The sequence below is a fragment of the Sphingobacterium puteale genome (genome assembly GCF_050986225.1).
GTDB classification, from domain to species: Bacteria; Bacteroidota; Bacteroidia; order Sphingobacteriales; family Sphingobacteriaceae; genus Sphingobacterium; species Sphingobacterium puteale.
Window position 1 is genome coordinate 5,141,336 of the sequence record NZ_CP158959.1, and the last position, 26,110, is coordinate 5,167,445.

At 38.2% G+C, this 26,110-nt stretch carries 22 protein-coding genes; 11 read left to right on the forward strand and 11 right to left on the reverse strand.

Features of this window, described 5'->3' with window-relative positions; all coding sequences use genetic code 11:
• Positions 1–4 precede the first annotated feature (4 nt).
• The 6 genes from ABTV71_RS21715 to ABTV71_RS21740 form a co-directional block, all read right to left on the reverse strand.
• Positions 5–2,023 carry an ATP-binding protein gene (locus ABTV71_RS21715; protein WP_433901034.1) on the reverse strand — a complete coding sequence of 673 codons (2,019 nt, stop codon included), beginning with the start codon at positions 2,021–2,023 and terminating at the stop codon, positions 5–7.
• Positions 2,020–3,030 carry a DNA-methyltransferase gene (locus ABTV71_RS21720; protein WP_433901035.1) on the reverse strand — a complete coding sequence of 337 codons (1,011 nt, stop codon included), beginning with the start codon at positions 3,028–3,030 and terminating at the stop codon, positions 2,020–2,022. Before ABTV71_RS21720 ends, ABTV71_RS21715 begins: the two co-directional genes overlap by 4 nt.
• Positions 3,031–3,269: 239 nt before the next feature.
• Entirely contained in the window at positions 3,270–5,168 is a 1,899-nt protein-coding gene (locus tag ABTV71_RS21725) for a DNA/RNA helicase domain-containing protein (RefSeq protein ID WP_433901036.1), read from the reverse strand.
• Positions 5,168–5,497, reverse strand: coding sequence for a nucleotide pyrophosphohydrolase (locus tag ABTV71_RS21730; protein ID WP_201670433.1), 330 nt, complete (start codon positions 5,495–5,497; stop codon positions 5,168–5,170). The genes ABTV71_RS21725 and ABTV71_RS21730 overlap by 1 nt, the downstream gene beginning before the upstream one ends.
• A 164-nt stretch (positions 5,498–5,661) precedes the next feature.
• Positions 5,662–7,410: an ATP-dependent nuclease gene (locus tag ABTV71_RS21735; protein ID WP_433863030.1), complete on the reverse strand. Its 1,749-nt coding sequence runs from the start codon at positions 7,408–7,410 to the stop codon at positions 5,662–5,664.
• Positions 7,411–7,436: 26 nt separating this feature from the next.
• Positions 7,437–7,877 carry a hypothetical protein gene (locus tag ABTV71_RS21740; RefSeq protein ID WP_433901037.1) on the reverse strand — a complete coding sequence of 147 codons (441 nt, stop codon included), beginning with the start codon at positions 7,875–7,877 and terminating at the stop codon, positions 7,437–7,439.
• Positions 7,878–8,064: 187 nt separating this feature from the next.
• On the opposite strand from ABTV71_RS21740, the gene ABTV71_RS21745 reads away from it, so the two are divergent.
• The 8 genes from ABTV71_RS21745 to ABTV71_RS21780 all read left to right on the forward strand — a co-directional run bounded on the left by ABTV71_RS21745 (position 8,065) and on the right by ABTV71_RS21780 (position 15,820).
• Positions 8,065–8,517 carry a hypothetical protein gene (locus tag ABTV71_RS21745; RefSeq protein ID WP_433901038.1) on the forward strand — a complete coding sequence of 151 codons (453 nt, stop codon included), beginning with the start codon at positions 8,065–8,067 and terminating at the stop codon, positions 8,515–8,517.
• Positions 8,518–8,540: 23 nt separating this feature from the next.
• Positions 8,541–10,247: a hypothetical protein gene (locus tag ABTV71_RS21750; RefSeq protein ID WP_433901039.1), complete on the forward strand. Its 1,707-nt coding sequence runs from the start codon at positions 8,541–8,543 to the stop codon at positions 10,245–10,247.
• A gap of 11 nt (positions 10,248–10,258) precedes the next feature.
• Positions 10,259–10,456: a hypothetical protein gene (locus tag ABTV71_RS21755; RefSeq protein ID WP_433901040.1), complete on the forward strand. Its 198-nt coding sequence runs from the start codon at positions 10,259–10,261 to the stop codon at positions 10,454–10,456.
• Complete coding sequence (locus tag ABTV71_RS21760; protein ID WP_433901041.1) at positions 10,453–10,983, forward strand: hypothetical protein; 531 nt, start codon at positions 10,453–10,455, stop codon at positions 10,981–10,983. Before ABTV71_RS21755 ends, ABTV71_RS21760 begins: the two co-directional genes overlap by 4 nt.
• Position 10,984: 1 nt before the next feature.
• A complete protein-coding gene (locus tag ABTV71_RS21765) occupies positions 10,985–12,535 on the forward strand; it encodes an AAA family ATPase (protein ID WP_433901042.1) in 1,551 nt (516 codons plus the stop codon).
• A 149-nt stretch (positions 12,536–12,684) separates the two neighbouring features.
• Positions 12,685–13,764 (forward strand): type I restriction endonuclease, encoded by a 1,080-nt coding sequence (locus tag ABTV71_RS21770; protein WP_433901043.1) that lies wholly within the window; start codon positions 12,685–12,687, stop codon positions 13,762–13,764.
• A gap of 123 nt (positions 13,765–13,887) precedes the next feature.
• Positions 13,888–14,814, forward strand: coding sequence for a tetratricopeptide repeat protein (locus tag ABTV71_RS21775; protein ID WP_433901044.1), 927 nt, complete (start codon positions 13,888–13,890; stop codon positions 14,812–14,814).
• Positions 14,711–15,820 carry a hypothetical protein gene (locus ABTV71_RS21780; RefSeq protein ID WP_433901045.1) on the forward strand — a complete coding sequence of 370 codons (1,110 nt, stop codon included), beginning with the start codon at positions 14,711–14,713 and terminating at the stop codon, positions 15,818–15,820. Before ABTV71_RS21775 ends, ABTV71_RS21780 begins: the two co-directional genes overlap by 104 nt.
• Positions 15,821–15,920: 100 nt before the next feature.
• On the opposite strand, the gene ABTV71_RS21785 is transcribed toward ABTV71_RS21780, so the two are convergent.
• Genes ABTV71_RS21785 through ABTV71_RS21795 form a run of 3 tightly spaced genes read right to left on the reverse strand, consistent with a single transcriptional unit; the run spans position 15,921 to position 19,571 of the window.
• On the reverse strand, positions 15,921–16,481 hold the full coding sequence (locus ABTV71_RS21785) for a thermonuclease family protein (protein ID WP_433901046.1): 561 nt from the start codon (positions 16,479–16,481) through the stop codon (positions 15,921–15,923).
• A gap of 4 nt (positions 16,482–16,485) precedes the next feature.
• Positions 16,486–17,442: a hypothetical protein gene (locus ABTV71_RS21790; RefSeq protein ID WP_433901047.1), complete on the reverse strand. Its 957-nt coding sequence runs from the start codon at positions 17,440–17,442 to the stop codon at positions 16,486–16,488.
• A gap of 11 nt (positions 17,443–17,453) precedes the next feature.
• Positions 17,454–19,571: a phospholipase D-like domain-containing protein gene (locus tag ABTV71_RS21795; protein ID WP_433901048.1), complete on the reverse strand. Its 2,118-nt coding sequence runs from the start codon at positions 19,569–19,571 to the stop codon at positions 17,454–17,456.
• 420 nt (positions 19,572–19,991) lie between these two features.
• Between ABTV71_RS21795 and ABTV71_RS21800 the strand changes: the two genes are divergently transcribed.
• Positions 19,992–20,288, forward strand: a complete 297-nt coding sequence (locus tag ABTV71_RS21800) for a hypothetical protein (protein ID WP_433901049.1) — start codon at positions 19,992–19,994, stop codon at positions 20,286–20,288.
• 229 nt (positions 20,289–20,517) lie between these two features.
• Here the strand turns inward: ABTV71_RS21800 and ABTV71_RS21805 are convergent, their stop codons facing one another.
• Both ABTV71_RS21805 and ABTV71_RS21810 read right to left on the reverse strand, forming a co-directional pair.
• Positions 20,518–21,183, reverse strand: coding sequence for a response regulator (locus ABTV71_RS21805; protein WP_433901050.1), 666 nt, complete (start codon positions 21,181–21,183; stop codon positions 20,518–20,520).
• 13 nt (positions 21,184–21,196) lie between these two features.
• A complete protein-coding gene (locus tag ABTV71_RS21810) occupies positions 21,197–22,822 on the reverse strand; it encodes a tetratricopeptide repeat-containing sensor histidine kinase (RefSeq protein WP_433901051.1) in 1,626 nt (541 codons plus the stop codon).
• A 695-nt stretch (positions 22,823–23,517) separates the two neighbouring features.
• Here ABTV71_RS21810 and ABTV71_RS21815 point away from each other — a divergent pair.
• A complete protein-coding gene (locus ABTV71_RS21815) occupies positions 23,518–24,642 on the forward strand; it encodes a hypothetical protein (RefSeq protein ID WP_433901052.1) in 1,125 nt (374 codons plus the stop codon).
• 88 nt (positions 24,643–24,730) lie between these two features.
• Positions 24,731–25,981 carry a hypothetical protein gene (locus tag ABTV71_RS21820; protein WP_433901053.1) on the forward strand — a complete coding sequence of 417 codons (1,251 nt, stop codon included), beginning with the start codon at positions 24,731–24,733 and terminating at the stop codon, positions 25,979–25,981.
• The last annotated feature ends 129 nt before the right edge of the window (positions 25,982–26,110 follow it).

Here is a 26,110-nt window from a genome sequence, read left to right on the forward strand (position 1 = left end):
ATACTTATTTTGTAGAATTTTCTGCTGAAAATTTGTCAATCTGTACCGGTACAATAAAAGGATTAGAATAGGTCTTCATCCTCACAAAACCTTTATCGTTCTTTGCACTAAACCGAATTAATGCATCGGCAAAATCGTCAAAGTCATAATATTTTCTTAGTTCCTTTATTTCATCTTCATTGTTTAAATGGGCAATAAACCAGTTTTGGGTATTTTTTAAAATATTAGAACTTATTGAACTTACTTCCTGTGTAGCGTAAATCATTCCCAAGTTTAGTTTTGCCCCTTCTTTAGCAATCCTATTATAAACCTGACTTAAATCTTTATCATCCTTTTTAGGGAATAGATTATGAGCTTCTTCAAAGTAAAATTGGATGAAATTATTCGGGATACTGTCTGTAAATCTAGACATTGAATCTGAAAATATCTTCTTTGATATTCGTTCAAGAAATACTTCTTGAAGTCTAGGGTCTCCTTGTGATAAATCAATAATTACAATACCTCCTTTTCTTAAATGTTCAGATATATCGACTTCAAAAGAGTTGTCGGTTGTATTTGTATGCATTTTTGCTACTTTTTTGAATTTATCAAATCCACTTACTGAACGACCATCCTTTTTTTGAGTGAGAAAGATCATAAGTGATTTCATTTCATCCGAAAACCAATCCTTACCTTTCTTTTTTTTATAATCTGTAAAAACTTTATCGTTTATATTTTCCCATGCACATAAAAACCAGCTTTCTGCTTCATCTAAAGAAACACCATTCTCGATATCTAGCTCTTTATATTTTTCTGATACTAATTTTTTTATTGTTGCATCGGCTTTAAATTTGACAGTAAAATTTGTTGAAGGATTAAAACCTGCTTTATTCAGACAGCAGAAATATATAGCCTTATTTTTATTATATCTTGTCCATTCGTCAAAATGCTCATTATCAAGAGGTGGAGGAGTAAAGTCTAAAACTTTGAGACTTGTTATATAATCTACTTTTTCATCTTCTAAAGAAGCACAGATATAACTAAAACCAGTTACAATATCCTTGTAGAAATTTACTTTCATTATTTTAAAATCTGCATCGCTTTTTTCCAAAATACTGTATCTAACAGTATTTGTTTTGTATTTTTCAAATATTGCAGTTCCTTCATCCTGTAAATTTTTATTTGCATACTCTCCATTCACATCAAAAATTAACTGCCCTACTGGATATTTAGGAGCACCATTACTATCAAATGATTTTAGATTTTCCTCAATAGTATTAGGAGATTTAGAAGGTAAGGTTGCCGTTGCTTTACTTGAAATTTGAGATGTTGCTTCAATAACCTTTTTAACAGTATTAGACTTACCTGTTCTGGTCATTCCAAAAAGAGCAGTTCTCTTTCCAAGGAGATCAGCTGGATGAATGTAAACCTCTGCTTTGTCTTCTTCATTTATGGTTTGAAATCTGAGGCTGGAACTATATCGTATATGCCCAATAGAAAATTCATTATCGTTACCATGAATAATGTCCGGAGAATCTCTCTGGTTAACAATATACCCTAAAACATCTTTATTGACTTTATAAACACTATAATGATGAGCGGAATAAAAATTCTCTAAGTCTGCACCAAATTCAACATTATTTCCATTTCTATAGAATGTTCCTAACACACGACATTCTAGTCCTGAAAAACTAAATTCATAACGTGTGAAATCATCTAGCTTAGAGCTTTTGCCTGAAGTAGGGAGATTGTCTTTATAGTATTCTATCATAGAACTAATCATAGCACTATCTGTGGGTAATTTAGCCGGTGCCAGAGCTCTTAGAAGAATTGCCTCTTCAACTGTTTCTTCGTTATCATAAAATGCAAGTAAAAAAGTTCCTTGTGCTATTCCTTTAACTCTTTCCTTGTCATCGTCACAAACAAGAATATTGGCTTTGTTGTAATCAAGTGAAAAAGGATGCCCAACGAAAAGATCTGCCTGTTTACCTTGTTTTAAAGGATCTACAGATGCAAGCTGTTTTATTCTATCAGTTGTTTTCATACTTTCATTTTTTTGAGAGGTGATTTTAGTGATGGATCACTGAAGCGAACACGAGCCTGCTCTATATAATCTTCCTTAACTTCAAAGGATACCCATTTACGGTTTAGTTTTTCAGCACAATATCCAGTTGTATTGCTTCCTGAAAATGGATCTAGTACTAAATCTCCTTCATCTGTTAAAAACTGAATAAAGAAATTTACCAATCCACCAGACATACGAGCAGGATGAGGTGTAATCTCTTTCTCCCTACAAGTTTTAAGAAAATAGTCATTTGAATTAGTATTTGAAAAACTTAAAACGCTATGAGGTAATCTAACGTCTCGTTTTTCATCCAAAGCCTCCATCTCAAAAAAGTTATGAGCAATACTACCACCATGATCTTTTAAAAATCCGGCTTCACTTATTTGATGTTCTGATGGACGTTTACCGGAATTGTATGATTGTCGTTTTAACAGTTGGCGCATACTTTTACTATATGGGCGTAAGACTTTACTATTATCAGCTTTAGGAAAATCATTTTTAGCAATCCACCAAACGTGTGTATAGCTGTCAACTGTTCGTAATCTATTCACTGTTACCCATTGAGCTGGCGAAGGAAGTTTCGAAGGATTATAACAGATGAATTCCTGAATTAACCTTAGATTAGCCTCAGGATGTTTAACCATTCCTAAAAGACATTCTAAATGCAATAAAGACTGAACTGGTCTTTCTGGTTCCCAAGCATTTCCAATTTCTATAACTAACGAGCCATTATCAGCCAAAAGGTCAGAAAATATTGGGGCCAATTTTATAAACCAATCCTTATATTCTTCCCCTTTTTCATTTCCATATTGCTTTTTATTATTCAAAGGAAATGGTGGAGAAGTTACGATCAGACTTACTTTCCCTTTTAACTCGGAAAGATCTTTGTCATTTTGGAGTAATTCAATAGAATTACCCTGTATTAGCATACCTTTTTTTGATTTGTATATCTGGTAATCCTCGGTTGCATTTAAAGTTAATTTCATTGCTTATCACTATTTCTTAGTTGAAATTCTTCAAAATAAATATCGATATAGCTTTATCGAAAACTCATTTTAAAAATTCAAACTGGTAACTATAGGGTAATAAAAATTATTTTACAACAAATTTGTCGTTTATTCAATTTAGTTGAGAATAATTCTCTAATTTACAAAACTAATCGACACAATGCGCTACATACTTGATTAAAATGGAGACAACAAGAATAAGAGAAATAAAAGCTGGATTACTTCCTTACCCTACTTCTAAAATATCGTTCAGTTTCCTTATCCATAAAATAGACATAACAAGCTTTCATACCACGTCCCAAAAGAACGCGATAGGTATTCTTCACCATCTGTAAAAAATCAGCACCTTTTACCGCACTATCGTGCGAATTTTCACGAAAACCCTCCCATTCTGCCGTGTCCGGATTATAGCGTAGATCGGTCCCAAAAATCACACCGGCATAGTCAAACCCAAAGCCTTGTGCTGTATAGATACATCCGACCTGATCGATTCCTGCATCTTCATAGGCCCAGTACTGGGACTTTGGTATACCACGGTGCATGCCCTTCGTTTTTTCATCAGCATTCCAAGGACGTATATAGTCTCCTACAACGACATCTTTGTGCAGTTCTCCACCGGCATCGGCCTGCTTAGTCCAAGGCCAACAGAATCCTGCCATCATACGCCCTGAATAGCCTTCGGCTAGTTTATCGCGAATGGCCTGCTCCACGGCTTGTGGGCTATCCATAATCTGGAACTCAAAATTATCTTCCTGCTTCCATTCGGTCGTTGCCGTTTCACGAATATGCAATGTATGATCTATCCATTGGCTGTATTTTTCTGAGCCACCATTACGGAACTGCGACTCTAGATTATATTCATACACTGTGCAACCTATTTTCTCTGCCTGCTGGCGAATAAAGATGGACTGCCCAATCTCTCCTCTCCGCACGGCTTGATAATCATCTACAAAGAATACGGAGATCCGCGCTGCACGAAGTAGATCTTCAATCTGTAAACGACCAGTGGATTTGAAAGGATAACCGGTACGTTCGCGTATGCGATGTGCCTCATCCATCAGTAATACATCAATGCTATTCGGTTCAGCATCACCATAGGACATAAAGTATTTGAGCAGGCTATTGGCTTCTTTGCCCAGGATCTTGCGTAAAGTCTCTGTAAATGATTTCGAACCAGTTGCATAGTGCGCATTGATATTGCTCGCGGTAAGGTCAGCTAACAGCTGCAGTCCGACGACAGACTTGCCTGTACCAGCACCTCCCTTGACGATAACCGCATACTTTTGATTGTCTCTTGCTTTCTTGGCAAGAGACATCACCGTATCATACACGATCAGCTGTTCGTCCAAAAGGATATAATCTCCCTTGGCCTTTACCTGGCCGAAGAGCTGCAATTCGCCTTTCAGTTTTTGCTTAATAACACCGGAAACCTGTTTGAGCAATTTCTTGGATGGCCGCAACTTGCTCTGTTCGACCTCTTGGAGAATACTCATCCCCTCGCCTGCTCCTACGCGGCTATAGATAAAGGCAGAAAGCTGGCTGCTGTCTTCAGATCCATACATTGGAAAACGTTTAACAGCTTCCTCAAATCGCTGATCCTGAAGGGTGGTATCGTTTGATATATTATAGTTATGCAAATAGCTACAAGCTGATACCTGAATGGGATCTTTTTCTTGATAAAAGGCGCTATTGTTTTCCTTGAGGTAATATAGATAGTTCCCCACCTGGATACTTGGATGCAATACAGACCGATGACCACCTCCTACCCAGGTAAGGACATACTCGGAATCGTAGTCGGTAAACTCGCATTTCTCCCATTGCTTGAGTTCTACGATCACAGCTTGCTTATGCTGCTGTTCATTATGACCGTAAATAACAACATCGATACGCTTGGCGCTTAGAGGAAGTTTGTACTCCACCATGACACCTTGGTCCTGTAGATTCTGGCGTTCCATGATATAAGAAAGCCGAAACAATGAATGGCGCCATGACATGGCTTCATTGTGTGACGGATTGTATCCAAACTGTTTTAAAAACTGCTCTCTAAGTAAATCGACAAGTTTATTTTCTGTATTGAGATGGATAAAATCACTTGCCGAACCAGCGTATAATCTCATTATAATTCGTTGTATTTTTTTGCGGTTCCTTTGGCTTTTTCAACTGGGTATTTTTCGTTATTGAGTTTCATCTTGTCCTCCACGATCTGCTTAACATCGAGTCCATGCTTATCGGCAAGCAAAAGGGCATACATCAGTACATCGGCAAGCTCATTCTTCAACTTGTCGGGATTGGCGTCTTCATTGCCCTTCCATAGGAAAAGCTCCAGTAGCTCGGAAGCTTCAATGCTCAATGCCACTGCAAGGTCTTTGGAATTGTGAAACTGCTCCCAATCTCTTGCATCTCTGAACGCTCTGATCTGTGCTATTAACTGCTGAATATCGGACATGGTAAATTCTTTTAACTAAAAACTGGCCTTTGTCCAAATATCCGAAATTTTATTTAGGAATGAAAGAGAGATGAGTCTACCAGCATTTAGAATCTTCAAATAAAATTTGAGGAAGTTATTTTAAATATCTCCCTCAAATTTTATGTATGGGATACACCTCTTTATTAATTATTATAATAGTCTTCCAGTTCTTCTAAGTTATTCCATTCTAAACAATATGCCGGATGTGGAATCGAATGATTTACCAATGAATCTAACAATTGCTTTACTATCTCAAATTTTCCTGGATCTGTCGTCAGCGTCAACAAAGCATTATATGGCTTATCACTTTCGATTTCCTTTCCAAAATAAGCTGATTCAAAATTTGGCATCGAAGCTAAAAGCCGTACCTTTAAGTCTACCGGCCGTGATTTCAAGCTATTCAAAATACTTTGGTTGATCGTCCATGCAGGATTGGTCCTAGTACCATCCTTTGTTTTTGGTAGATCACTATCATGTAAAATAGAGTATGGTGTCCCAAAATGGTTGAGTATTTTTATAAGGGAAATTATTGTTGCCTTTCCCCTTGCCCTAATTATGTGCACATCGTTATATTGATCAGGATATTCTTTTCGAACATAATTAAATGCCGTATATTCCGTATCACCTTCAACCACTACAACTTTACCCCCAAAAAAGAATTCTGCAACATACGGATCGCAAATATTTAACAGCTTGAGATTTTGCTTATCGTCCTCGTCAAAGTTAACTCTATCAGGTCTAAAAATGGTGGTACCTTCAATTCCTTCCCCCTCTTTTTTTTCTACTTTTATAATAGTTGTATTGTCCCTAGAAAAATCTATAAAGACCGGACTATGAGTTGTAACCATTACCTGCCAATTCCCCGACAATGGCAGATCATATAAAACTTTACAAGCCTCTCTAATTGCACTAGGGTGTAAACATATTTCCGGTTCATCAATTAGTAAGAGGTATGGTCTCTGTAATGAGTTTTCTTCTTTTGTTTTCCTATTTGTCTCTGCAATATATTTCAAAGCTGTCCAAAGTAAGGTTCTTCTAGCACCACTGCCTTGCTTATCTATTGTACTTTGAAATCCTTTTTCAGGACCCATTTTCAATTGAGAATGCCATTTGAAAATTCCAAGATCTAAATTGTTATCTGGCTGTGCGTCAAAATTAACCACATAATTCGGAAAGACTTGATTTATTAAGCCGGTCAATGAGTCATTAGCTATATCTATTTGATCTCTTGTTTCTTCAATAATCTTAGACTGTAACGCAGTCGCCTGCTCTAACAGTTCATGATATTCGTTTTTTTCTTCAGAAGTTTGTAGCGCCTTCACTCTCTCTGTGATTGCGGCCATCAAAAGCTTCTTAATTTCCTTTGCCTGCTCTTCTGGGTCTGAAAAGGCATCTACCTTATGTGGCTCTGGTCTCCTTTTGTTGGCAATGTTCGGTGGTCCGAAAGGGTAACTATACTCGTCCCAGTCTCCGATTTCAACATTCCATCCTTTACGGACTGCTCTTCCAACATTAGGCCAAGTCCATTTTTCTCTAACAAGAAATCCGTGATCTATTTTTTCGATCCACTTTTCTCCGACCCTTTCATCAAATACTACCGTATGAAGTTCGATTTCCGGTATCTTTCCTTCAATTATTTCGTTGTTTGGAAAATCTTCAATTGTTAATTCTCCTTTTCTCGATCCATCCGACATTACAATTTCATAGGCCTTCAGGATAGAGCTCTTGCCGACATTATTGGCACCCACCAGTACGACTATATCATCCAAGTCAATTTCGACGCCTTTTTCACCTATGCAGCGAAAATTTTTGACAATTAATTTTTTTAGTCGCGGACGAGGCATATCATCTATATATGACAAATCCTCTGTTACTTTTATTGTTTTTCCCATAAGAATTAATTTAATACATACATTGTCTATTGGTGTTGCCAACATCTACCACCTCCCGATACGATACGCTGGCAAGGTCCTCCTTTTTGTGTCGGTGCACCACATATATCCAAAACAGGTTTGGAGGTTCCTGAACGAATAACTGTATGTCTTGCTGTAACACTGGAATAACCGGATTGGGAAACCAAGCGTCCACCATTTTTGGTAATATGTGCTGATACGTTCTTGGATGTTGATTGTTTTGCAGTTACTGTTATTCTCATTTCTGAAAATATTGAACGTGGAAATTCTTTTTTCCATGAGCCCTTATGTCCATATACGTAGACATTAACTCCAACATCATTAATATAGTTGATGTCGCAGTATTCACATTCGGTTTCATAGCCGTATGTATCATCTTCTGATGGTTCCTTCTTGCAACCAATAAACAAAAAAGCAAAAAACAGTATCGGTAAAAATGTCTTCATAAAAAATTAAATAATTGTTGATAGCCAAATATAGATTGGTCCATTTTTAATTATTTACGGTAAACCGTATTTACATGATTATTTACTAAGCAATTAAGGTATATTATTAAAATACCATTTACGGGAACCCGTAAACTAGATCAGGTACTCCTTAGTAGGTTTGTACGATAGATAAACTAATTGACCTATGGCAAGGATAATCCTACAAAACACCAACACCAATATCGAAACTGATAAGACAAAGTCTTTCTCTACAGGTTTTATAAGCGATCGCGAACTATTAAAAAGGCGTTCAAAACGATACATGGAGCTCATCTCTGGACTTGATGCTAAAACATTGACTGATACCAAGGGCATGGCAGATCTTATGAATGCTATACAGGAAGAATTCGGTACTGCTGACATCGCTAACCTGCCGCTTGGTATACTCGCAAAATGCTTTCTCGGTCATCCCCATGAAGTACATACACTTGACCTTTCAGGTAACCTGATAATCAAACATTATAAAATAAGCGAGCCGTTGCCTGAAGGCTTTGAAAAGGCCCGAATCCTTGCTAAACACAATGCTTATGTCTTCGTAGAAATCTATCGGGACAAAATCATCTTAATCAGAGAGGACGGCTCTGCAAGCAAACTTTAATATAACCTATAAATAGAAAAAATATGTCACAACAAGTCATTTCTTACGCCGACCTGAGCATTATCAATAGTGCACTGCGTTCAATCAAATCGGATATGTCTGGGGTCCATTCCGAATTGGGGAATTTAAATTTCAAACAAGATCACCTTGAAGATGAGCTGATGAAATTAGCATCTTCCTTTGCTGATTTTGTCGAAGCAGATCTTAGGCATAAATCGCTCCATCTTGCAGAAACGCGACAAGGAAACTTAAAGCAGGATCTGCAAATCAAATTTGGCTACTATGCCGAAGTCAGGAGAATGGCGACAGGGATACTGCAAGGTGTTGACACTGGAGTCGTTGGTAATGATACGCTACGCTTTACAACGGAAGAGATCATGATCAAAGCTCCAGGATATTGGCTTGCTCCCGCACTAATAGCACTGGCTTCGTGGATAAGAGATGACAAAGCTAATAATGAAAAGGCTCTGACTGAAAGCTTGAAACGGGATGATTATAAAACCACACTTTTCTTTATGCTCGTCATGCGCAGGCTCGCTCGTAATGAGGCTAGCTTAAAATGGTTAGAACGCTATTTTATGCACCAGAATCCTCATCATCTTGACCGAGAATTTATTATCATTCTCGAAGCTGTAACCACTGGGATCTTTCCTCCTGCCGCCAGGCAATTGATGATGACAAATGTCAAAGACTGGCTGATGCAGCTAACACAAGGTGATAACTATATCAATGAACAAAAATCACAATGGGTCAATTTTTTCGAAGCAAAAGGTCCATTGGATGAAGGCAGGTATCCCCTACTTACAAAATTCGCTACAAACTGGTCCGAATTGGAAAAATCACTCAAGGAAGCTAGGACACATGATGTTCTCCAAGCTTATTTTAATGATATTTTTGCCTCTTCAGCTGATTACACTAAAGCTATCAAAGTACAGTTGGATGAAATTCTAAGTTTACTGGTGACCAATTTTGATGATGAAGAACTACCTCTACAGCAGCAAATTAGATTAAATGAGCTCATTATTCAAATGGATGGAGACAAAAATGCTGCACAAGCTGTCTTGGATGCGGAAAGGTACATTTTTGATGAAAAGGTCGATTTCTTGCAAATTTTGACAAATGCAGCTTTTAATCCGGAGCTCTCTGGTGCAACCAAGGTAACTCAAGCCTTAGCAGTTTCAATCAGCCAGCCCTGGATTGTAGAAGCACACGATACTTTCACTGCAAATAGTAGAAGTAAAATACCCGCTAAAATTGAATTGCAAATCGATGGTTTTATGGCGGCCACAGAAAGGGGTAGCGATGAACAAGAACTGCTAGAAAAGCATGACATCTACTGGCAGGATTTGTTATCTCTAGAACTGCGTAATTTATCATTCCCATATGGGCTAGTATTAATAGGTCTTATTATTGGAGTACTAGGCTTATGGGGCTGGAACCAGCATATCGTATTAGGGCTGGCGGGAACGTCTATTAGTATCGTCATGATCTGGACCTCGCTCAGTAACTATACCAAAGCGAAAAGAAAAATCAAAGAGAATATTGAAACACGTCAGACAAAAGCGAGAGAAGTGCTGCGCGGATGTATTGCTGAAACAGTAGATTATAGAATGGAATCAACCACAGAAGATGCCAAAGCCGAAACATTGCGTCAGCTATTGGCCGCCATTACTCCTGAAGATTTTTCAAGTATCTCAAAGGGTACCAAAAATATATTACAAGCAAACTAACTCAAACTATCATGGAAAATAGAATCATCTTAGATAACACTCAAGTACAGCCAGAAGTTACAGATCAGGTAAACGGCAAACACCAACCTGTAAAACCCAATTTGTTTCAGGGGAGAACGGATGCTGAAATGGAAAATGCAAAATTTCCCAACTGGGACATCATACCTCCAAATCAATTTATAAATCCAAGAATAAAGAACCATTCATGATGCAGATTTCAACTTATTCGGAATGGATGATCCTGCTCGAGCGATTTGGGAATGAGGATGACACTGCAATAGATGATTTGAAAATGAGAACTTTTAAAATTGATGCCGGAACCGCCCAACGATTTTATGAAAAGGTTGAACGGGCATACAAAAAGAGAAAGCAAAATTGGCTAGATAAATTTCAACGATCTCTTCAAACTCAAAATACACGTATTGAAGATCTTGAGATAACATTACGAAATGGCAAACAACATCTTTCGCCTTTAGTAAATTTTGTTAATCTAAATGGTTTACCAGAAGACTTAAAGAAGATCTTGCGAAAGGATTTGTATGATTTTGTGGCGGAGATCAAAAAGTCGATGCTGGATAAAATCTCTACAACCAATATTATCAAAGAAAGGATGATTGTGTTATTAAATTCATTTTCATTGCCCGTAAATCTTCAGGAAGAATTACAGAAAACTTCATCAGATAGAAAAAATGAAATAGTTAGTATTCCTTCAACAGGACGAAAAATAATATTCTAATATGGCAAATAGTGTGGAATTTAAAATATCCTTGTTAAGGATGTTCCGTGCAAGGATACCTTTTATAGCGATCCGAAGTATCGAACGAACAAGAGTGTTGGAAGTCATACAACAACTGGCGGAAGAAATAAATATCCCCATATATGTACACAGCCTTTCGCACGGAATGATAGATATAAAATCTAAAAAGAATGTAAATGATGACCGATCTGTTGCCGGCGGGATAGACTTTGCTGTACAGAACATTTCTCAAAGACAAAATCTAACATTTGTATTTACGGAAGTTAGCGACATTGAAGATGACAACCTGGTCTCCAGACATATTTATGATTGTGTTGTACAGGCCATTGAACGAGGTGGCAGCATCTGTGTAATCTCGACTAAAAGTGTCTGGTCGCAATTGCAACGTCTCGGTATGACACTGACACTTGATGAGCCTAATGAAGAAGAAATGCTGGACGTGGTCAAAGATTGTGTCATCCCTTATAAAGGTTCAATTCCAATCGAATGGGAGGAAAAAGATTTTAAGATGGCTGCAACGATATTGGCAAACATGACAAAGATAGAAGCCGAAAACGTACTAGCAACACAAATGGCTAAAGGTTCTTTGACAAAAGAAGATATCAAAGAATTAAGTCAAGCAAAAGACAAATTATTTAGTGATATCTCAGGTCTTGAAAAAGTCAAAATTGATTCCAATACGCTTACAGTGGCAGGGCTTAATGGCTTGCAGCGATGGCTAGAAAATCAGCGTCAACTGCTAACCGCAGATCTCAAGGCCAGAAAACTAAGACCTCCACGCGGGGTTTTGCTAGTCGGTGTCCCTGGCTGTGGGAAGTCGCTATCAGCAAAATTTATTGCTGCCTCATGGAATTTACCGTTACACCGTTTAGACTTTGCTTCTATTCAAGGTATGTATGTAGGTCAATCCGAAAATCGGCTAAAAGAGGCTTTTGCTTCCGCTGATAATGCTGCTCCATGTGTTTTATGGATCGATGAAATAGAAAAGGGGCTTGCTGCTAATGCGAACGACTCATCGGGTGTCACCACCAGAATGATAGGCCAATTTCTGTTTTGGTTACAAGAGAGCACGGCAAAAGTATTTGTCGTAGCGACGGCAAATGACGTAACCAAGCTACCACCAGAATTATTACGGAAGGGCCGGTTCGATGAATTATTTTTTGTGGATTTGCCTTCTGAAGCGGAGCGTAGGGATATTATCAATCTTTATATCGAACGGAATCTATTGCCCAAGCCCTCTGATGAGACGATCGACAACCTAGTAGATATTTCAAACGGCTTTGCTGGATCAGACCTCGAAGGAGCAGTACGGGACGTAGCAATTCAGGCAGTAATCCATGGTGATGAGTCCGTGGATGATTCTCTCTTTGAAAAATGCTTCAAAAATATTGTCCCATTAAGCAAAACCAGCCCCGAGAGAATTGAAGCTATTCGTGGTTGGGGTAAAGAAAGAGCAGTTCCCGCGTCAGGACTTGCTTGGGAAACGGATGCTCACGATCGAACTTCAAGTAAACGATCAATTATTATTTAAATATTGATCAGTAATATTTATGAAAGGGACATTTTTTCAAATGTCCCTTTCAATTTATAAGAAATCTTATTGTTAAGTTAATTTACGGGAACCCGTAATATTCCCAATGCATTGCTCATTAAATTTGGTCATAATCAAATATTATTAACATGATGGAAAACGATCTACGACTCAAACTGGAGCAGCTACATCAACGTGTAGGCAACCTTAAAGATCAAATATGCACGGAAGAAGCAACTAAAAATGCTTTTGTAATGCCTTTTATCCAAATTTTAGGCTATGATATATTCAACCCTACGGAAGTAATACCTGAATTCATATGCGATATCGGCACCAAAAAGGGAGAAAAGGTAGACTATGTCATTAAGAAAGATAACGAACCAATATTAATCATTGAATGTAAGCACTGGAAGGAAACTGCAGACGCACACAATTCACAGTTACACCGTTATTTTCATGTTTCAAAAGCTCGATTTGGCGTGTTGACGAATGGACATATCTATAATTTTTATGCTGATCTTGAAAAACCGAATATCATGGATGAGAAACCATTCTTTACCTTGGATCTCAATAATCTCAAAGATTCTAACATCAAGATCCTGGAGAAGTTTACCAAGAATGGTTACCACCTAGAGGGAATATTGGATTCCGCAGAAGGACTAAAATATATCAAGGCGATCCGAAAAGAGTTTGAAAAGGAACTTCAGGAGCCATCTGATGAACTAGTCAAACTTTTGGTAAACCGATTTTTCGACAAACCGCTGATCGCATCCAGAATGGCTGCTTTTAAAGAATATACCAAGAAAGCACTTTCATCATCGATCAATGAATCCATCAGCTCAAGATTGAAAACTGCTCTAAGTATCAATGAGACGATACCACAAAAAGCGACTGCTGAAGTGGCGCCAATTGACGATAACATCGGTACCGAGATCAAAATAATCACTACAGAAGAGGAAATTGAGGGATCACAGATCGTAAAAGCGATCTTGCGTGAACATGTCCCCGCTTCTCGTATAGCTTTTCGCGATACGCAATCTTATTTTGGCATCCTACTCGATGATAATAACCGCAAACCCCTGGCTCGATTACACTTCAACTCAACAAATAAATATCTTGAAGTATTTCCTGAAGGGAAAGATAAAGGTGTCAAAAAACTATTGATTTCCCTGGATGAAATCTATAATTACCGCCAAGAAATAACAGATGCACTGAAAAATTATGAATAATAAATGCTTTCATTATAATAATTCCTTAACTATCGCTTGGGAGCAAGACTCTTAAGCGATATATCTTTTTATAGTACCTCAAGCGAACTCATAATCGCAACGAAAAAATAACTTCCAAAAACCATGAAAAGAAGATATGTAAGTGGACTGATATCACCGGGTAAGAAAATATTTAAAGACATCTTCCATGGAGCTAGTGACCAAACGCAGGCAAAGAAGTTCCCTTTGTGGCAGATCCTTTTGTCCAGCTGCATTATGTTGTTTGCCTTCGTTTTCGCTAACAACCTGCTATCTGGATTGATCTTGGCTTCAATCTCTTCGCTTTTTATTCCGCCAACTGAGGCTAAATGGGAAAACATGCTACGAGTAAAATTGGACGCTAAGGTAAAACTCTTTATCACGCTGCTTCTTATTGTCTTTTCAATTCCTGTTAGTATTGCCAGTCATCATTTCCAATTACAAAAAGAAAAGGAAAAAGCAGAGCTGGAGCTAGCTGCACGACAAAAGAAAGCGTTGGAGGAGAAGAATGAGGCTATCCGGAAGGATAGTCTAAACTATTATTTAAAACTGCTGGCAGCCCCTACTAAAAATATTGAACGATCGCTAAGACTGATTGATCGTGCAAATACATTTGCCAAGTTTGGCGATGAAATAGATCTGCTATCCAACAAGAGAAATACCTTACGATCCAACCAGATTGATCTATTGATGAAACAAGGCAATTATAGCGATGCGCTAGGAAAGCTGGATAACTTGATAGCCCACAATAAGGACGCAGACCATTACTACAGGAGAGCTGTATGCTATCAAAAATTAAAGCAACCACAAGCAGCTGTCAACGATCTCAACAGAGCGATGGAGCTTGGGTCAACCGCTGCCCAAAGATTATATAATGTAATCAATCCTTTAAGGAAGCGGATTATAGGCTATGTGACAAGATGCTGTGATGGCACTACATCTGACGCACGAGGTCGAGGGGCCTGCTCCTGGCATGGCGGTGTATGTAACTGGAATGATCCCATATATGAAGAATACAGACAATATGAATAAGGAAATATTTGAAAAGAAACCGCTCATCAAGAAAAGTCTCTTGCAACGTTGGTTCAAGCAAGAGCCGGATGAGAATTGTGTAATTGAAATCAATAACCTCTTTGCAAATAAACCAATAGAATCAGTAAGCATCCATGACATGGAGCTGATTGTATCAAAGTATGGCACCGACGTGTACAAAAGCTTCGGGCTGAATATGGAGGAATTTTATATCACCTATATCAATGAATGCTGTAAAAATGGGATCATCAGTGAATTTGAATTAGATAACATTAAACATTTACAATCTTTGTTACTCATTGCCGATCATACAGCAACATATTATCGGCAAAAATTAGGCATTGATGTGATCGATAGGGAATACATTAAACTACTTAAAGACTCTATTTTGGATAACAACGACTTCGCTCATTTCAATAAATTAGTTCAGTTTTTTAACATCGGTGATACCATACTCAAAGGAATAAAAGATAAAAGGAATACACAATTCGTTGATTCGTTGGCCAAGCCATTTATCGCAAAAAAAAGAATATCATACCGTGAATTCCATGAGCTAGAGCAGTCACTAGAGATACGCAACATCAAGTTTCCGACTTATAGTAAACAAATGCTCAATAAATTTCTTTCCTACTGGAAACTCGAGAAAGAACCTCTCCAACAATTGGGTACAAATCACGAAATCATAAAAAGTGAAATATGCTTATACGAGGAAAGCAACATCGACTGGTTTGAATTGCGTTCGGACCGGGGCTATTCAAGTTATAAGTTTATAAAAAGAGGGACTATAGTGATGACAAACAAAAAAATGTACTTTTTTGCTTCGGATTCCTCTTCTAAGCTCGCCTACACTCAAATCACTAATATCCTGGCCTTACCTGACCAAATATTGATCAAAAAACACAAGGGTAAAGAACCTAAACTGGTATCAAAAAAAGAGCAGGTCGTATTTGAGATTATGATGAAAAAAATATGGAATGCCCATCTAAGCCAGAACTGGCCAAGCTAATCCTTCGTCAAAGAGTCCTGAACTTATAATTTCGCTAAAAACAAAATCGGTCTGTTATATTGATATAACAGACCGATCTAATGAGCCAACGATTGAATACTCAGTCTAGTTTAGGATTATCGTATACATTCCAAAGCCCCAAGCGATTTGAGCGGGCATAACGCTGTCCTTCGACAAACTGGGATTCATACCGCACATTGGGTGGCACTGTCATTAATAGTGCATATCCATTTTTGATCAGCTCAGCATTGATGAATGTATCGTTGAGATAAGCATAGGCCAGTGTGCGACCATAACGATCCAGTGAATCCACATCATATTCCAATCGGATCTCCTTATGCAGAATCAAGCTATCGAGATAGCGTTTGGATGTTATCCCAAAAGGATGCTTCTTTTTGTGAAAAGCATTTCGATCCTCAGGAGCATCGATACCGATCAGTCTGATCTTTACATTTTTTCCAGCTCTGCTTTTTATCCAGAAGGTATCTCCATCAACTACTTTATATACCCGTACCGCATCCGAGTAAGGAAGATTGCTTTTTTCCAAAAAACCGAAAGACCGGAAAGTTTGCTCGGATTGCGTGCAGCTCATTAAAAAAACAAGCAGAAAAAACAGGGCAATTATGCCCAGTTTGACCATTACATTTACCCACTTTTTCATCTGCCTATAACGTTTTGAGGAATTGTTCAAACTCCTGATAAAACTGTTCTTTTGTATTCACAGCCTGAATAACCTTAACATTGGCACAGCCACTATCTTTAAGCCACTTCTCCCAGATAACCTTGATAATCTGAAAATCAGTAGGCTGTTCTTTGGCTGCACCGCTTGGATCCAATGAACGGTCAACAAGTTCAGCAATAAAGATGTTCACGTCTTTGAGGTTAAAATCAGTTCTATTGATTGCATAGGTGGAATCGGATTGTATAAAAGCGGCTAAGTCTCGCTTACCGCTCGCATTGTAATCTTTTCGAATTTTGGTCACAAGTTCTGATCCAAGACGGTAACCTCTACCCTTGTTTGTACTTTCGATATAACCGTCAGTCAAAAGAAGCACGACATTGGTATTTTTCTTATCCACAATGATCTTACTATCCCCATTTATTCTTTTTGGTGAAACGTCTACCAATGAACTCTTAATCGTTTCGTTAAAGTAATTCCAGACATCTGCACCGGATGGATTTTTCAATGCATAATCATAGACCCGATTTACCTCATCCGTAAAGACTTCTACATCACCTTTCAGACCTTTGCGGATATAACTGGCCCGATCTAGCTGGTTGTTAGAAAACTGATTAAAATCAATAGTCATCTTCTTTGGATCGAATGATGAAGTATTTAATATTCCACGGTTGATAAAATCAAGTTTATAAACATCTAATTGTCCGGAACTTCGATTATGAAGCTTTAATAGGTCATCACTATGACTGACAATATCTTGGATCAAAACAGTATCATGGATTGGTTTCGGATATAAGTGTGTATTGATCCTGTTGGAAAGATCCGGGGCAATAATGATATTGTAATCTTTGAGTATTACCTGCTGCTTTTTGGAGTCATCATTCCGACAACTGGCAAGCAAGAATAGTATAAATAATCGTGGTAAAATATAGGATATTTTCATTGGAATAGCGGTTAATTAAATGCTGCAATATCTTCAAGTAGTTCATGTTTAATATCAGGCTGTCGTCCTAAATTGGAAAGCCAGGTTTCGCATTCACCTACAGCCTCACGGGTTTTGGTCTCGGCCTTTAAAATTGCATACACCTCGTATAGATATTTACTCCAGCCTTCCATATAGATATTGACGCGGTTTTCCATCTCGGCTTTGGAAATAGGCAGCTTGTCATTGTCAATTTGGCTCTTGTAAATCTGTCCAATATTACTAATCCGTTCTTTAAAAGTGAGCAGCTGATGTTGCAGGGCACCTACCCGCTCGTTCTGCTGAATAGGGAGCTGCTGAATCTGACTTATTTTTTCTTCTTTGTTTACCTGCAAGCTAAACAGTTCAGCTTGTAGAGCATCGTTCTCCAATTGGATTTTATTGATCTGTTCCTGGTACTCGCCGATCTCCTTCTGGTGACTCTCTACAATATGCTTGGTCTTCTGCTGTTGAAAAGAAAGATTACGTTCGTTAATCTGGCCCATTAATTTTTCGAAAAAGAATCCAAATAGAAATACACCAAGCGCACCAAGAATAAATACTAGCCAAAAATTGCTATCTCCAAGTACATTTAACAATGACAGACGCTGATCTGTCTTGTTAGTCAACAACTCTATATCATTGATATTTTTTGACACTTTATAGGCAATAAAAATATCAACAACGAGGATGAGAATAATTCCCAAATGGTTCACGAAAGCCATTTTGATCTTCTGAATAATACCATGTTGCTGGACTTCCTTATTTTCACTGACATCAAAAAGATCTTTAAAAACTTTGTACATACCAAGTGCCAACGGAATAGCCACAAACAAAAAGAGAAATAAGATACCGCCAATCCCTTTCTCCCCTATCTTAGTAATAGCATGTGGATTAAAGACTTCGGGCGATTGTGTATTTGCTGAGCCTAGCAACATCATTTCATTAATCTCTTCTTTTGAGAAAATAAAGATATAGGCCACAGAGGAGTAGAAAACAAATATATACAGCGCAAGTAATAAAGTTGTAGCTGCTAGGATTGACATAATAGGTTTATTGACTGCAGGCTTTACAAACTCAATTTCCAATTCTTTGATCTTTTGTTTCAAGGCAATGATCTTACTTTCGATAAAGGGGATCCTCGTATTGTTATTCGAGGTAATTTGAAGACGTTTCTCTTCAATTTTTGCGGTCAAAGTATTGATATCCGAATCGAGATTTTGCTTGTCTACCGTTGCATTGCCCTTAATTTTTTCAATTTCCTGTTCTGTACGGAATTCCATATTGGTCGAACTCACTTTCTGCTGTTCGTCGATACGCACTTTCAAACGATCTTTCTTTTCTGCGATAACTTCAATTTCATTGATGAAATTGGAGTATAGACTATCCATGGCCTGGTGAAGAATCTGATGGTCGCCATTGTTTTCTTTGGCGCGGTTATAGCCACTCTGCTTGACCAGATCCTTATCAAAGGCTCCTACTTCAGAGGCAATGATATTGTCCAGTACATCTTTGAATTCTTTCAAGGACTGCTGTTGGAAATTGAGTTCTCCTCCTGAAGACAAAGTGTACCGGGGAGTATGGTTTTCGGGTTTAAGCTGCATAGGTGTTTCTATTTGTTCAGATGCGATAATATCTTCCAATGATTCACCGTTATTGATCCTTATGGCTCGCGTCCGTATCCCATGAAAAGTATCAGTGAGCTCAGCAATAGTCTTTGCATAATTGGTGACGATAACGCTTACATGATTATTGCTTTTGGAATTGTTGCTCCAATTATAAGAACCTGTAATAGCTACGAGTTGGTCGATCACGCAGAACTTCTGATTCATGATCCCCCAACCAACATTTTTGACCTTGGTCACCTCTGCGCCCTGCTTTTCCAAGAGCGCAAAATCAAGCTTTTCATTATCCGGTTGATCGGATATAATAATAGAAACTTTTACATGGCGATCGAGGCATCCTTGAACTGTTGCGAACAGTTCATTATCGGTAAACCAGGCCATCGCTATCAAGACTTCGGTTCGGGCTTTAGAAAGTTCTTGCCTAACACGTTCATAGATGACTCTACTATCGGAGAGCGTATCTTGGATCAATTGATCTGTGTGCATAGTGTTTTCAGTTAAATATGGTTAAATGATTTTTGCTGATATTTGTTGATTTATCGACCAAAAGTATCAAATCCCGTAAAGCAGATATTACGGTTTCCCGTAAGACATGACGTCATTGGCTAAGGTGGTTTGCATTTTATCGGAAAACTTGCTAAAACGGAAACTGGGGATTTTAGTAATCTTTTTTTGTATTTTTAGAAGAATAAAACCATTAACTATGTTATACCAATGAGTGCAAATGTTCCAATCGTTCGACAAGTATCCTGGTCAGCGGTCTTAATTATCATATTAATATGGATAATTTTTTTAGTCGTTTTTGGATTTTTCATTCCAAAGCATGGGATTTTTATCGGTGCTGTTCTCTTTGCCTTGTTATCAATTGTATTGCAGCAGACAATACCGATAAGCCATAAAAAAGGGATGAAAGCGATAAAACAAAAAGATTTTAAAACGGCTACAGAACACTTTAAGCAAAGTGTTGATTTCTTTACAAAAAACAAGTGGATAGACAAATACCGTGCAGTGATATTATTAAGTGCTTCAAAAATGTGCTATCGGGAAATGGCACTCTGTAATATTGCATTTTGTTATTCACAGACAATGGAGGCCGAAAAAGCAAAGGCACTTTATGAACAGATTCTAAAAGAGTATCCAGATAACGGGATTGCTTATTATGGGCTAAATTCAATCAATACATTTTCGAATAAGGCTGATTAAACATATTTAAGCGCTAGACTTGGATTTATCCGAAGTCTAAAACCTCAAACGGTAATAAAAAAGAAAGGCTATCCTCCGATAGCCTTTTCTCTTCATAAAACTTGTTAATATATAGCAATAAGTATCTTGAATGCATAAAAAAACTTAGTCTAAGAACCTGTAACTGCTTGTCTTCACAAAATTAATGTCCTAAAACGGTCCTTTCATACGGTTTCCCGTAAAAATAGATTTATATCAATTCCATCTCCTTGCAATAAGCGACCAACTGCTCATTTTTGGTGAAGCCCAATATATCTTTCATCAGATTGAGCCGTTTCTCTATGCTACTCAGACTGGATGGTTTTATGTCTCTTTGCTGCAGATATTGGGGCATATCTTTTTGAGCAATCCCCTCATATAATAGCTTAATGATGTGCAAATCCAGTTGGGTAAACTCATGTGAATTCTGCTCCTGGATAATTTTTTTTGTATTCGGAGACTGATAGATCCTATTCTGATAAACGGCTTGGATCGCTTCGCGAAGATGCTGTCCACCACGGCGAGCTTTAATAACATGGCCATCGATCTGACTGGACTTAAACATTTCGTTGATCGCAATTGATCTATCCTTACCAGTGAAGATAATGGTTTTGATATCTGGCTGTATCTCTTTAACAGCTCTGATCAAAGCTAGACCGTCCTTGATCTCCTGGAAATTACCGTCATCCTCAAATTCGATATCCGTAATGAGCAAATCATAAGGTTCGCCATCACGGATGGCATTTTTGATCCAGGTGAGCGCATGGTCGCAATAATAAACATACTTTGGATTGTGCACACCAAGATCGCGAAGTGTTATTTGCACTGCAACATTTTCTGTATCATGGTCTTCGGCAATGAGTACTTTTTTAAACATACATTATTATCTTTTATACTAGTGGGATATTGGTCGTAACGCTGAGTCCTTTTCCCAGTTCACTGACAAAGATAATTTCACCGCCGAGGCTTTCAATACGGGAAACCGTATTGGACAGTCCTTTTCCTTGAGTTTTTTCCTGTGGCATGCCAATGCCGTTATCTTTATACACGATTTTCAGTTGCTGTCCTGATGTTTCGAACCGTACCACGACCTGATCGGCCTGGCTATGTTTTTTCATATTGACCATCAATTCCTGAAGCACATGCTTGATCTCGTCTTTGACTCGCTTGTTGACGTTAGTCCACAGCTTAGTCTCGTTTCCGGCAATGAATACACGACGGTGGTCAGCAGCGAATGATTTGAGCAATTCGGCAATCTGTTCACTATAGGGAATTTCGGTAATGGTCTTCTGTTCGACATCATGGGAAATATCGCGTGACTGATTGTACATATGCTCCAGCTTATCGAGCATTCCTTCCCGATCGATATCCTCTTTATATTCGATTTCGGTCATCACGCGATAGATACCATTGGCCACAACATCATGTATCTTCTTGGAAAGGTGAAGTTGGGTTTCTTTGACCTTATTCTCTGCTTCGAGTTCAAGCCGTTGCTTGCGGCGCTTGTACCAGAGGGTGCCACCTCCCACTGCCAACAAGAGTAAAAAGATGCTTGCTCCTGTAATGGCACGTTGACGGATAAGTCTATTTTGTTTTTCTGTATTTTCTTTTTCTAACCGTAGGTTTTCGGCTTTATTTTTTTCGACTTCATAGCGGATCAGGGCGAATTGATTTTTGGCGGCGGCACGGGTCTGCTGTATGCTGTCGGTCAATTGTTGATAGGTAGCAAAATAAATCTTGGTGGAATCCGCAGGATTTAATCGAATAAGTCTCTTTAAAGCATTAACTTGATCTTCGGCACTATTTATCTTTTTTGCCATTACATACTGTTTACGCGCATAATAAAGTGATGAATCTGGTTTGACTTTTTCATAATAATCAGCAAAATGTGCGTAACTGGAATTCTGCCCCCAAAGGTCATTTTTTTGTTTGCGGATATTCAAGGCGGTCGTAAAATCTACGACGGGATTATACCCTACTTGATACTTCGAGCGGGCAGTTGCGTAGTTACTAAGGATTCTTGCGAAGTCAGTAGTGCCTTTTTTCTCTTCTTTAATAATTGAAGCATAGATGGAGATCGCGTGGGAATATTCTTTTTTATCCTGATAAAGCCGAGCTAAATTGTTCAAATAGGTTCTCACCAAAGCGGAATCTCCTGCGAATTTAATTGCGTAATTGTAGAAAGAAATAGCCCTGTCTTTGTCACCAAGTGAATTTGTTACATTAGCTAAATTATTGTAATTGGTGCTCAGATAGATATAGTGTTTAGGCTTTTTGATATTCAAAAAATCAAGGGCTTCTAATCCAGTTTCTTGGGCTCCAAAATAGTCACCTTCATCTCTTTGACTTATTGACATATTAATTAAGCAATTAGCAACATTTAAGCTATCTCCGTGTTCTAAAAATATATTTTTTGCTTCTTCAAAAACTAGAAATGCGCTATCGATCACATCACGCTCTAGATAAGCCAAGGCATTTTCATATAAAGCATACCCTTCCTGGCTTACTTTATTCATTTTTGGCTTATTATCGCAGCCCAATAAGATCAGGCAAAATAGATATAATAATAATAATATTCTTTTCAATGGCTACTATTTTAGCTTAAAAGTACAAAAAAAGCGGGGTAGTACAATACTACCCCGCTATTCTCGTAATAAAGATTATTATTATATTATTGGCTTTGGCGGAATTGGAGGACGCGGAGAACTTGTATCACCACCATCACCGAAAGTTTGTACAGTCGGATGTTCAGGATTCGGTTGAGGGTTAGACGGTTGACCGATTCCAAATAATAGATATAACAAAAAGCTAATCATGGCTCAAAAAATTAAAAAAGTTCAAAAACCTGGTAGGTCCGCGTGCTCCGTGCACGGGATTGCTACAAATGTTTTCAGAAGGCCTTCTGAATTTTTTGGGAAGTAAGAGTGTCAATCGCGGGAGGCAAAAGCTGCTTCCCAAACCGGCCAATGTCTACCGCGAGATCTTCTCATTGTGAAATCAGTTTAGTATCTTAGTTGTATATTTTAAAAGATCTTTCATCTGACTTCGAGAACAAAGTTATAGCCGTTAAACCCCTTTTTATCAAATCATTCCGAAAGGTCCGAAAGGTCTGATGAGATTCTTATTATTCTGACGATTCTGATGTGTTGATTGTATTTTATCTTACGGGATTCCGTAAATTCCGACGTAGAATTAGCGTATTTTTGATGCCATGCCAACGACATTTGCCCAATTTAAAGAAGAGGTTTTCGCCCTTTATCAGGCGAAGAAAATTAGACAGGAACTTGATGACCAATTGGTCAACCCCTCTCCTGCTAAACTGAGAAACTATTGTTTAATCAGATTGTCTGAGGGCCTACCTCCCGAAGACATCGAAGTTTTCCAAAAATTTTTTGATCCACTTAAAAGAGAAAAAAATCTGGAAGACGCGATAACCAAATACAACACAGGATATTTAAAAGCATTGCAAAAGTTCGCCCTCAACATCACACAAGATCCTGAGGACCGAGTCGTGAAGCTATTTGCTATACTTGTGGATTATCAACCGAGACCATTTCGATTTACCTATGATAACTTAGCGCAGGATCCCCCCAGTAGGACGTCTGAAGAAGAAGACAGTTCGCTTGTTGGAGGTGATACTGTTCTTCCTGAAACAGTAACCATTATCTCAGAAGATGACAAAAAGGAAGAGGTGGATGGGACAAAAACAGATATAATCATCCCAACTTCGGAAGCATGTACTGCTCATAGTCATGAAACTTTTGAAGAGCTACCGCATATCGAAAGTAACAATACAGCTTCCGAGGCTGAGACCGCAAATACCGAGGTTTCTCATAAAGAACTGTCTAACATTCCCGATATAAAAAATCCTACCAATGGAAAAGAAAATCATATAAGTCCCCCCAGCAGTAGATTTTTGCCAAGAAATAAAAAGCAGAAGCTTTTATTGGGCGGTGCAGGGATACTCACCGCTACCGCATTGGCCATTGCCATCATAGATGGCCCCAAAGACTGCATGTGCTGGAATGGAGAACATTATGTCCAAGTTGACTGTCAAGACAAAACACAGCGCTATGCTATTATCGGCCTGGATCAGAATAAACTGGCACACTTCCAAAAAATCACAAAATTAGACACTGTCAAACTAGAGGATATTGATCATATTTGGTATTCGAAAATCGATAATGAATTTGAATTTTTCACAGAATCCGGACGCCATCCTGTTGAATCTAGGAGATCACTCAAGGCGACGACAAAATATATCTGGGAAACGCAAATTAAGGATAAATCGAGAAATGGCTCAAGTCAGCAATTTGGAATAAAGCAAAAACAGTAGTAAGTAGTCTACACCAGTTTTTTCTGATGAAATAATCTACTAATTGGGCAAGATAAATCGCAGTACTAAAACATATATCATCCAGCTTATGAAGATTGAAAACAATCCAACTTTTTTGCTACCAGACACAATCCACGGCCGGTCTATTTTTGAAAAAGTAATCCCAACAGTAAATTCCTTAGAAGCCATCTTTAGCTCATTGAAACAAAAGGCATGGTCTATAGCAGACTTAAAATATTGGGAAAAACCTATTATAAAAGCTTATCGTTTAGAAGATATTATTGATCATTTAAGGCCAGCAGGCCCAGATGAAAGAATCTCACTCGTGAAGAACCAAATCTTAACGCATCATGCTAGCAGACTCGGGAGCAATCCTATTGCTATTTATCTTTTGGCCTATTACCTACAAAAAACTAACCGCAACGATCTGCAGGGTTTTATTGAATTTGCGAAACAACAGGGTATCACTCAAAAAGAGAACTCAATCACTGCGATCTGGTATGCTGGAAAAAAAGATGGCAAATATCTGGGTATTCTAGACCTCAAACTAAAGATTATTGATCTCAATTTTTTGGAAAATTGGATTCAAAATGTTCCAGCCGTAATCGTTAAGGAAAGGCCAATAAAAATAAGAACTACTGTCCTGTCAACTGAACTAACTGCTCGAGATCATTTGGATTGTTTTTTGAACAGCTTAGAAACAAAACCAGTTTTCATGGGAATAAATTCTTACAGCTGGTGCAAAGATGTAATAGCACCGGAAAACCACAACCGAATTCCCAAAGCGTTCAATATAAAATTTTATAGAGACGATGTCTGGGATTATTGTCGCAACACCGCCAATGGAGATTTGGAGAGTTTATTAATCATCTTATCCTGGGGCGGGATGAATCGGGAGCATGCGAAAAAGCTATTAGAGAAAGAAAATCATGTCCTAGATATCGTAAGAAAATTGCGGTCAGGCTATTTCGAAAACCGTAAAAAGGCTTTTGAATATATACAGGAAAAACGGAAACAAGGACTACTTCCAGGAATGGGTATAGGTTACTTCACCAAGTTGATCTGCTTTTTGCAGCCCAAACTTAGAGGATATATTATGGACCAATGGGTCGCAAAATCCGTCAACCTATTACTCGGTATTCCACTCGTCCATATTGCGAATCATAGCTGGGTGTCAGACGAGAATACGCCGGCCATCTATGAAGATTTCTGTGCTTACATCGATGAGATCGCCGTAAGTATCAACAGGTCTGGATTCGAAACGGAGGAATATCTCTTTTCTGTCGGTGGCCACAAAAAAGGAAAATGGCGTCATCATGTTGTACAACATTATATATAATCCTAACCAACCCGAAAGACGGAAAAAATACGAACAAGCCCTAGAGATTTTTTATTTAAATTAAAACCTCTTATATTGAGTTCCATAGATTATAAAATCCATATTAATTACCGAAATGTAACTGATCAA

Excerpts from the sequence above, each read along its gene's own strand:
- ABTV71_RS21760 (WP_433901041.1), top strand. The coding sequence starts at position 10,453 with ATGATGCAGATTTCAACTTATTCGGAATGGATGATCCTGCTCGAGCGA.
- ABTV71_RS21795 (WP_433901048.1), bottom strand. The coding sequence starts at position 19,571 with ATGCACACAGATCAATTGATCCAAGATACGCTCTCCGATAGTAGAGTC.
- ABTV71_RS21725 (WP_433901036.1), bottom strand. The coding sequence starts at position 5,168 with ATGAGATTATACGCTGGTTCGGCAAGTGATTTTATCCATCTCAATACA.
- ABTV71_RS21780 (WP_433901045.1), top strand. The coding sequence starts at position 14,711 with ATGGCACTACATCTGACGCACGAGGTCGAGGGGCCTGCTCCTGGCATG.
- ABTV71_RS21820 (WP_433901053.1), top strand. The coding sequence starts at position 24,731 with ATGAAGATTGAAAACAATCCAACTTTTTTGCTACCAGACACAATCCAC.
- ABTV71_RS21735 (WP_433863030.1), bottom strand. The coding sequence starts at position 7,410 with ATGGGAAAAACAATAAAAGTAACAGAGGATTTGTCATATATAGATGAT.
- ABTV71_RS21790 (WP_433901047.1), bottom strand. The coding sequence starts at position 17,442 with ATGAAAATATCCTATATTTTACCACGATTATTTATACTATTCTTGCTT.
- ABTV71_RS21805 (WP_433901050.1), bottom strand. The coding sequence starts at position 21,183 with ATGTTTAAAAAAGTACTCATTGCCGAAGACCATGATACAGAAAATGTT.
- ABTV71_RS21810 (WP_433901051.1), bottom strand. The coding sequence starts at position 22,822 with ATGAATAAAGTAAGCCAGGAAGGGTATGCTTTATATGAAAATGCCTTG.
- ABTV71_RS21750 (WP_433901039.1), top strand. The coding sequence starts at position 8,541 with ATGTCACAACAAGTCATTTCTTACGCCGACCTGAGCATTATCAATAGT.
- ABTV71_RS21745 (WP_433901038.1), top strand. The coding sequence starts at position 8,065 with ATGGCAAGGATAATCCTACAAAACACCAACACCAATATCGAAACTGAT.
- ABTV71_RS21765 (WP_433901042.1), top strand. The coding sequence starts at position 10,985 with ATGGCAAATAGTGTGGAATTTAAAATATCCTTGTTAAGGATGTTCCGT.
- ABTV71_RS21755 (WP_433901040.1), top strand. The coding sequence starts at position 10,259 with ATGGAAAATAGAATCATCTTAGATAACACTCAAGTACAGCCAGAAGTT.
- ABTV71_RS21740 (WP_433901037.1), bottom strand. The coding sequence starts at position 7,877 with ATGAAGACATTTTTACCGATACTGTTTTTTGCTTTTTTGTTTATTGGT.
- ABTV71_RS21775 (WP_433901044.1), top strand. The coding sequence starts at position 13,888 with ATGAAAAGAAGATATGTAAGTGGACTGATATCACCGGGTAAGAAAATA.
- ABTV71_RS21800 (WP_433901049.1), top strand. The coding sequence starts at position 19,992 with ATGAAAGCGATAAAACAAAAAGATTTTAAAACGGCTACAGAACACTTT.
- ABTV71_RS21785 (WP_433901046.1), bottom strand. The coding sequence starts at position 16,481 with ATGAAAAAGTGGGTAAATGTAATGGTCAAACTGGGCATAATTGCCCTG.
- ABTV71_RS21720 (WP_433901035.1), bottom strand. The coding sequence starts at position 3,030 with ATGAAATTAACTTTAAATGCAACCGAGGATTACCAGATATACAAATCA.
- ABTV71_RS21715 (WP_433901034.1), bottom strand. The coding sequence starts at position 2,023 with ATGAAAACAACTGATAGAATAAAACAGCTTGCATCTGTAGATCCTTTA.
- ABTV71_RS21730 (WP_201670433.1), bottom strand. The coding sequence starts at position 5,497 with ATGTCCGATATTCAGCAGTTAATAGCACAGATCAGAGCGTTCAGAGAT.
- ABTV71_RS21815 (WP_433901052.1), top strand. The coding sequence starts at position 23,518 with ATGCCAACGACATTTGCCCAATTTAAAGAAGAGGTTTTCGCCCTTTAT.
- ABTV71_RS21770 (WP_433901043.1), top strand. The coding sequence starts at position 12,685 with ATGATGGAAAACGATCTACGACTCAAACTGGAGCAGCTACATCAACGT.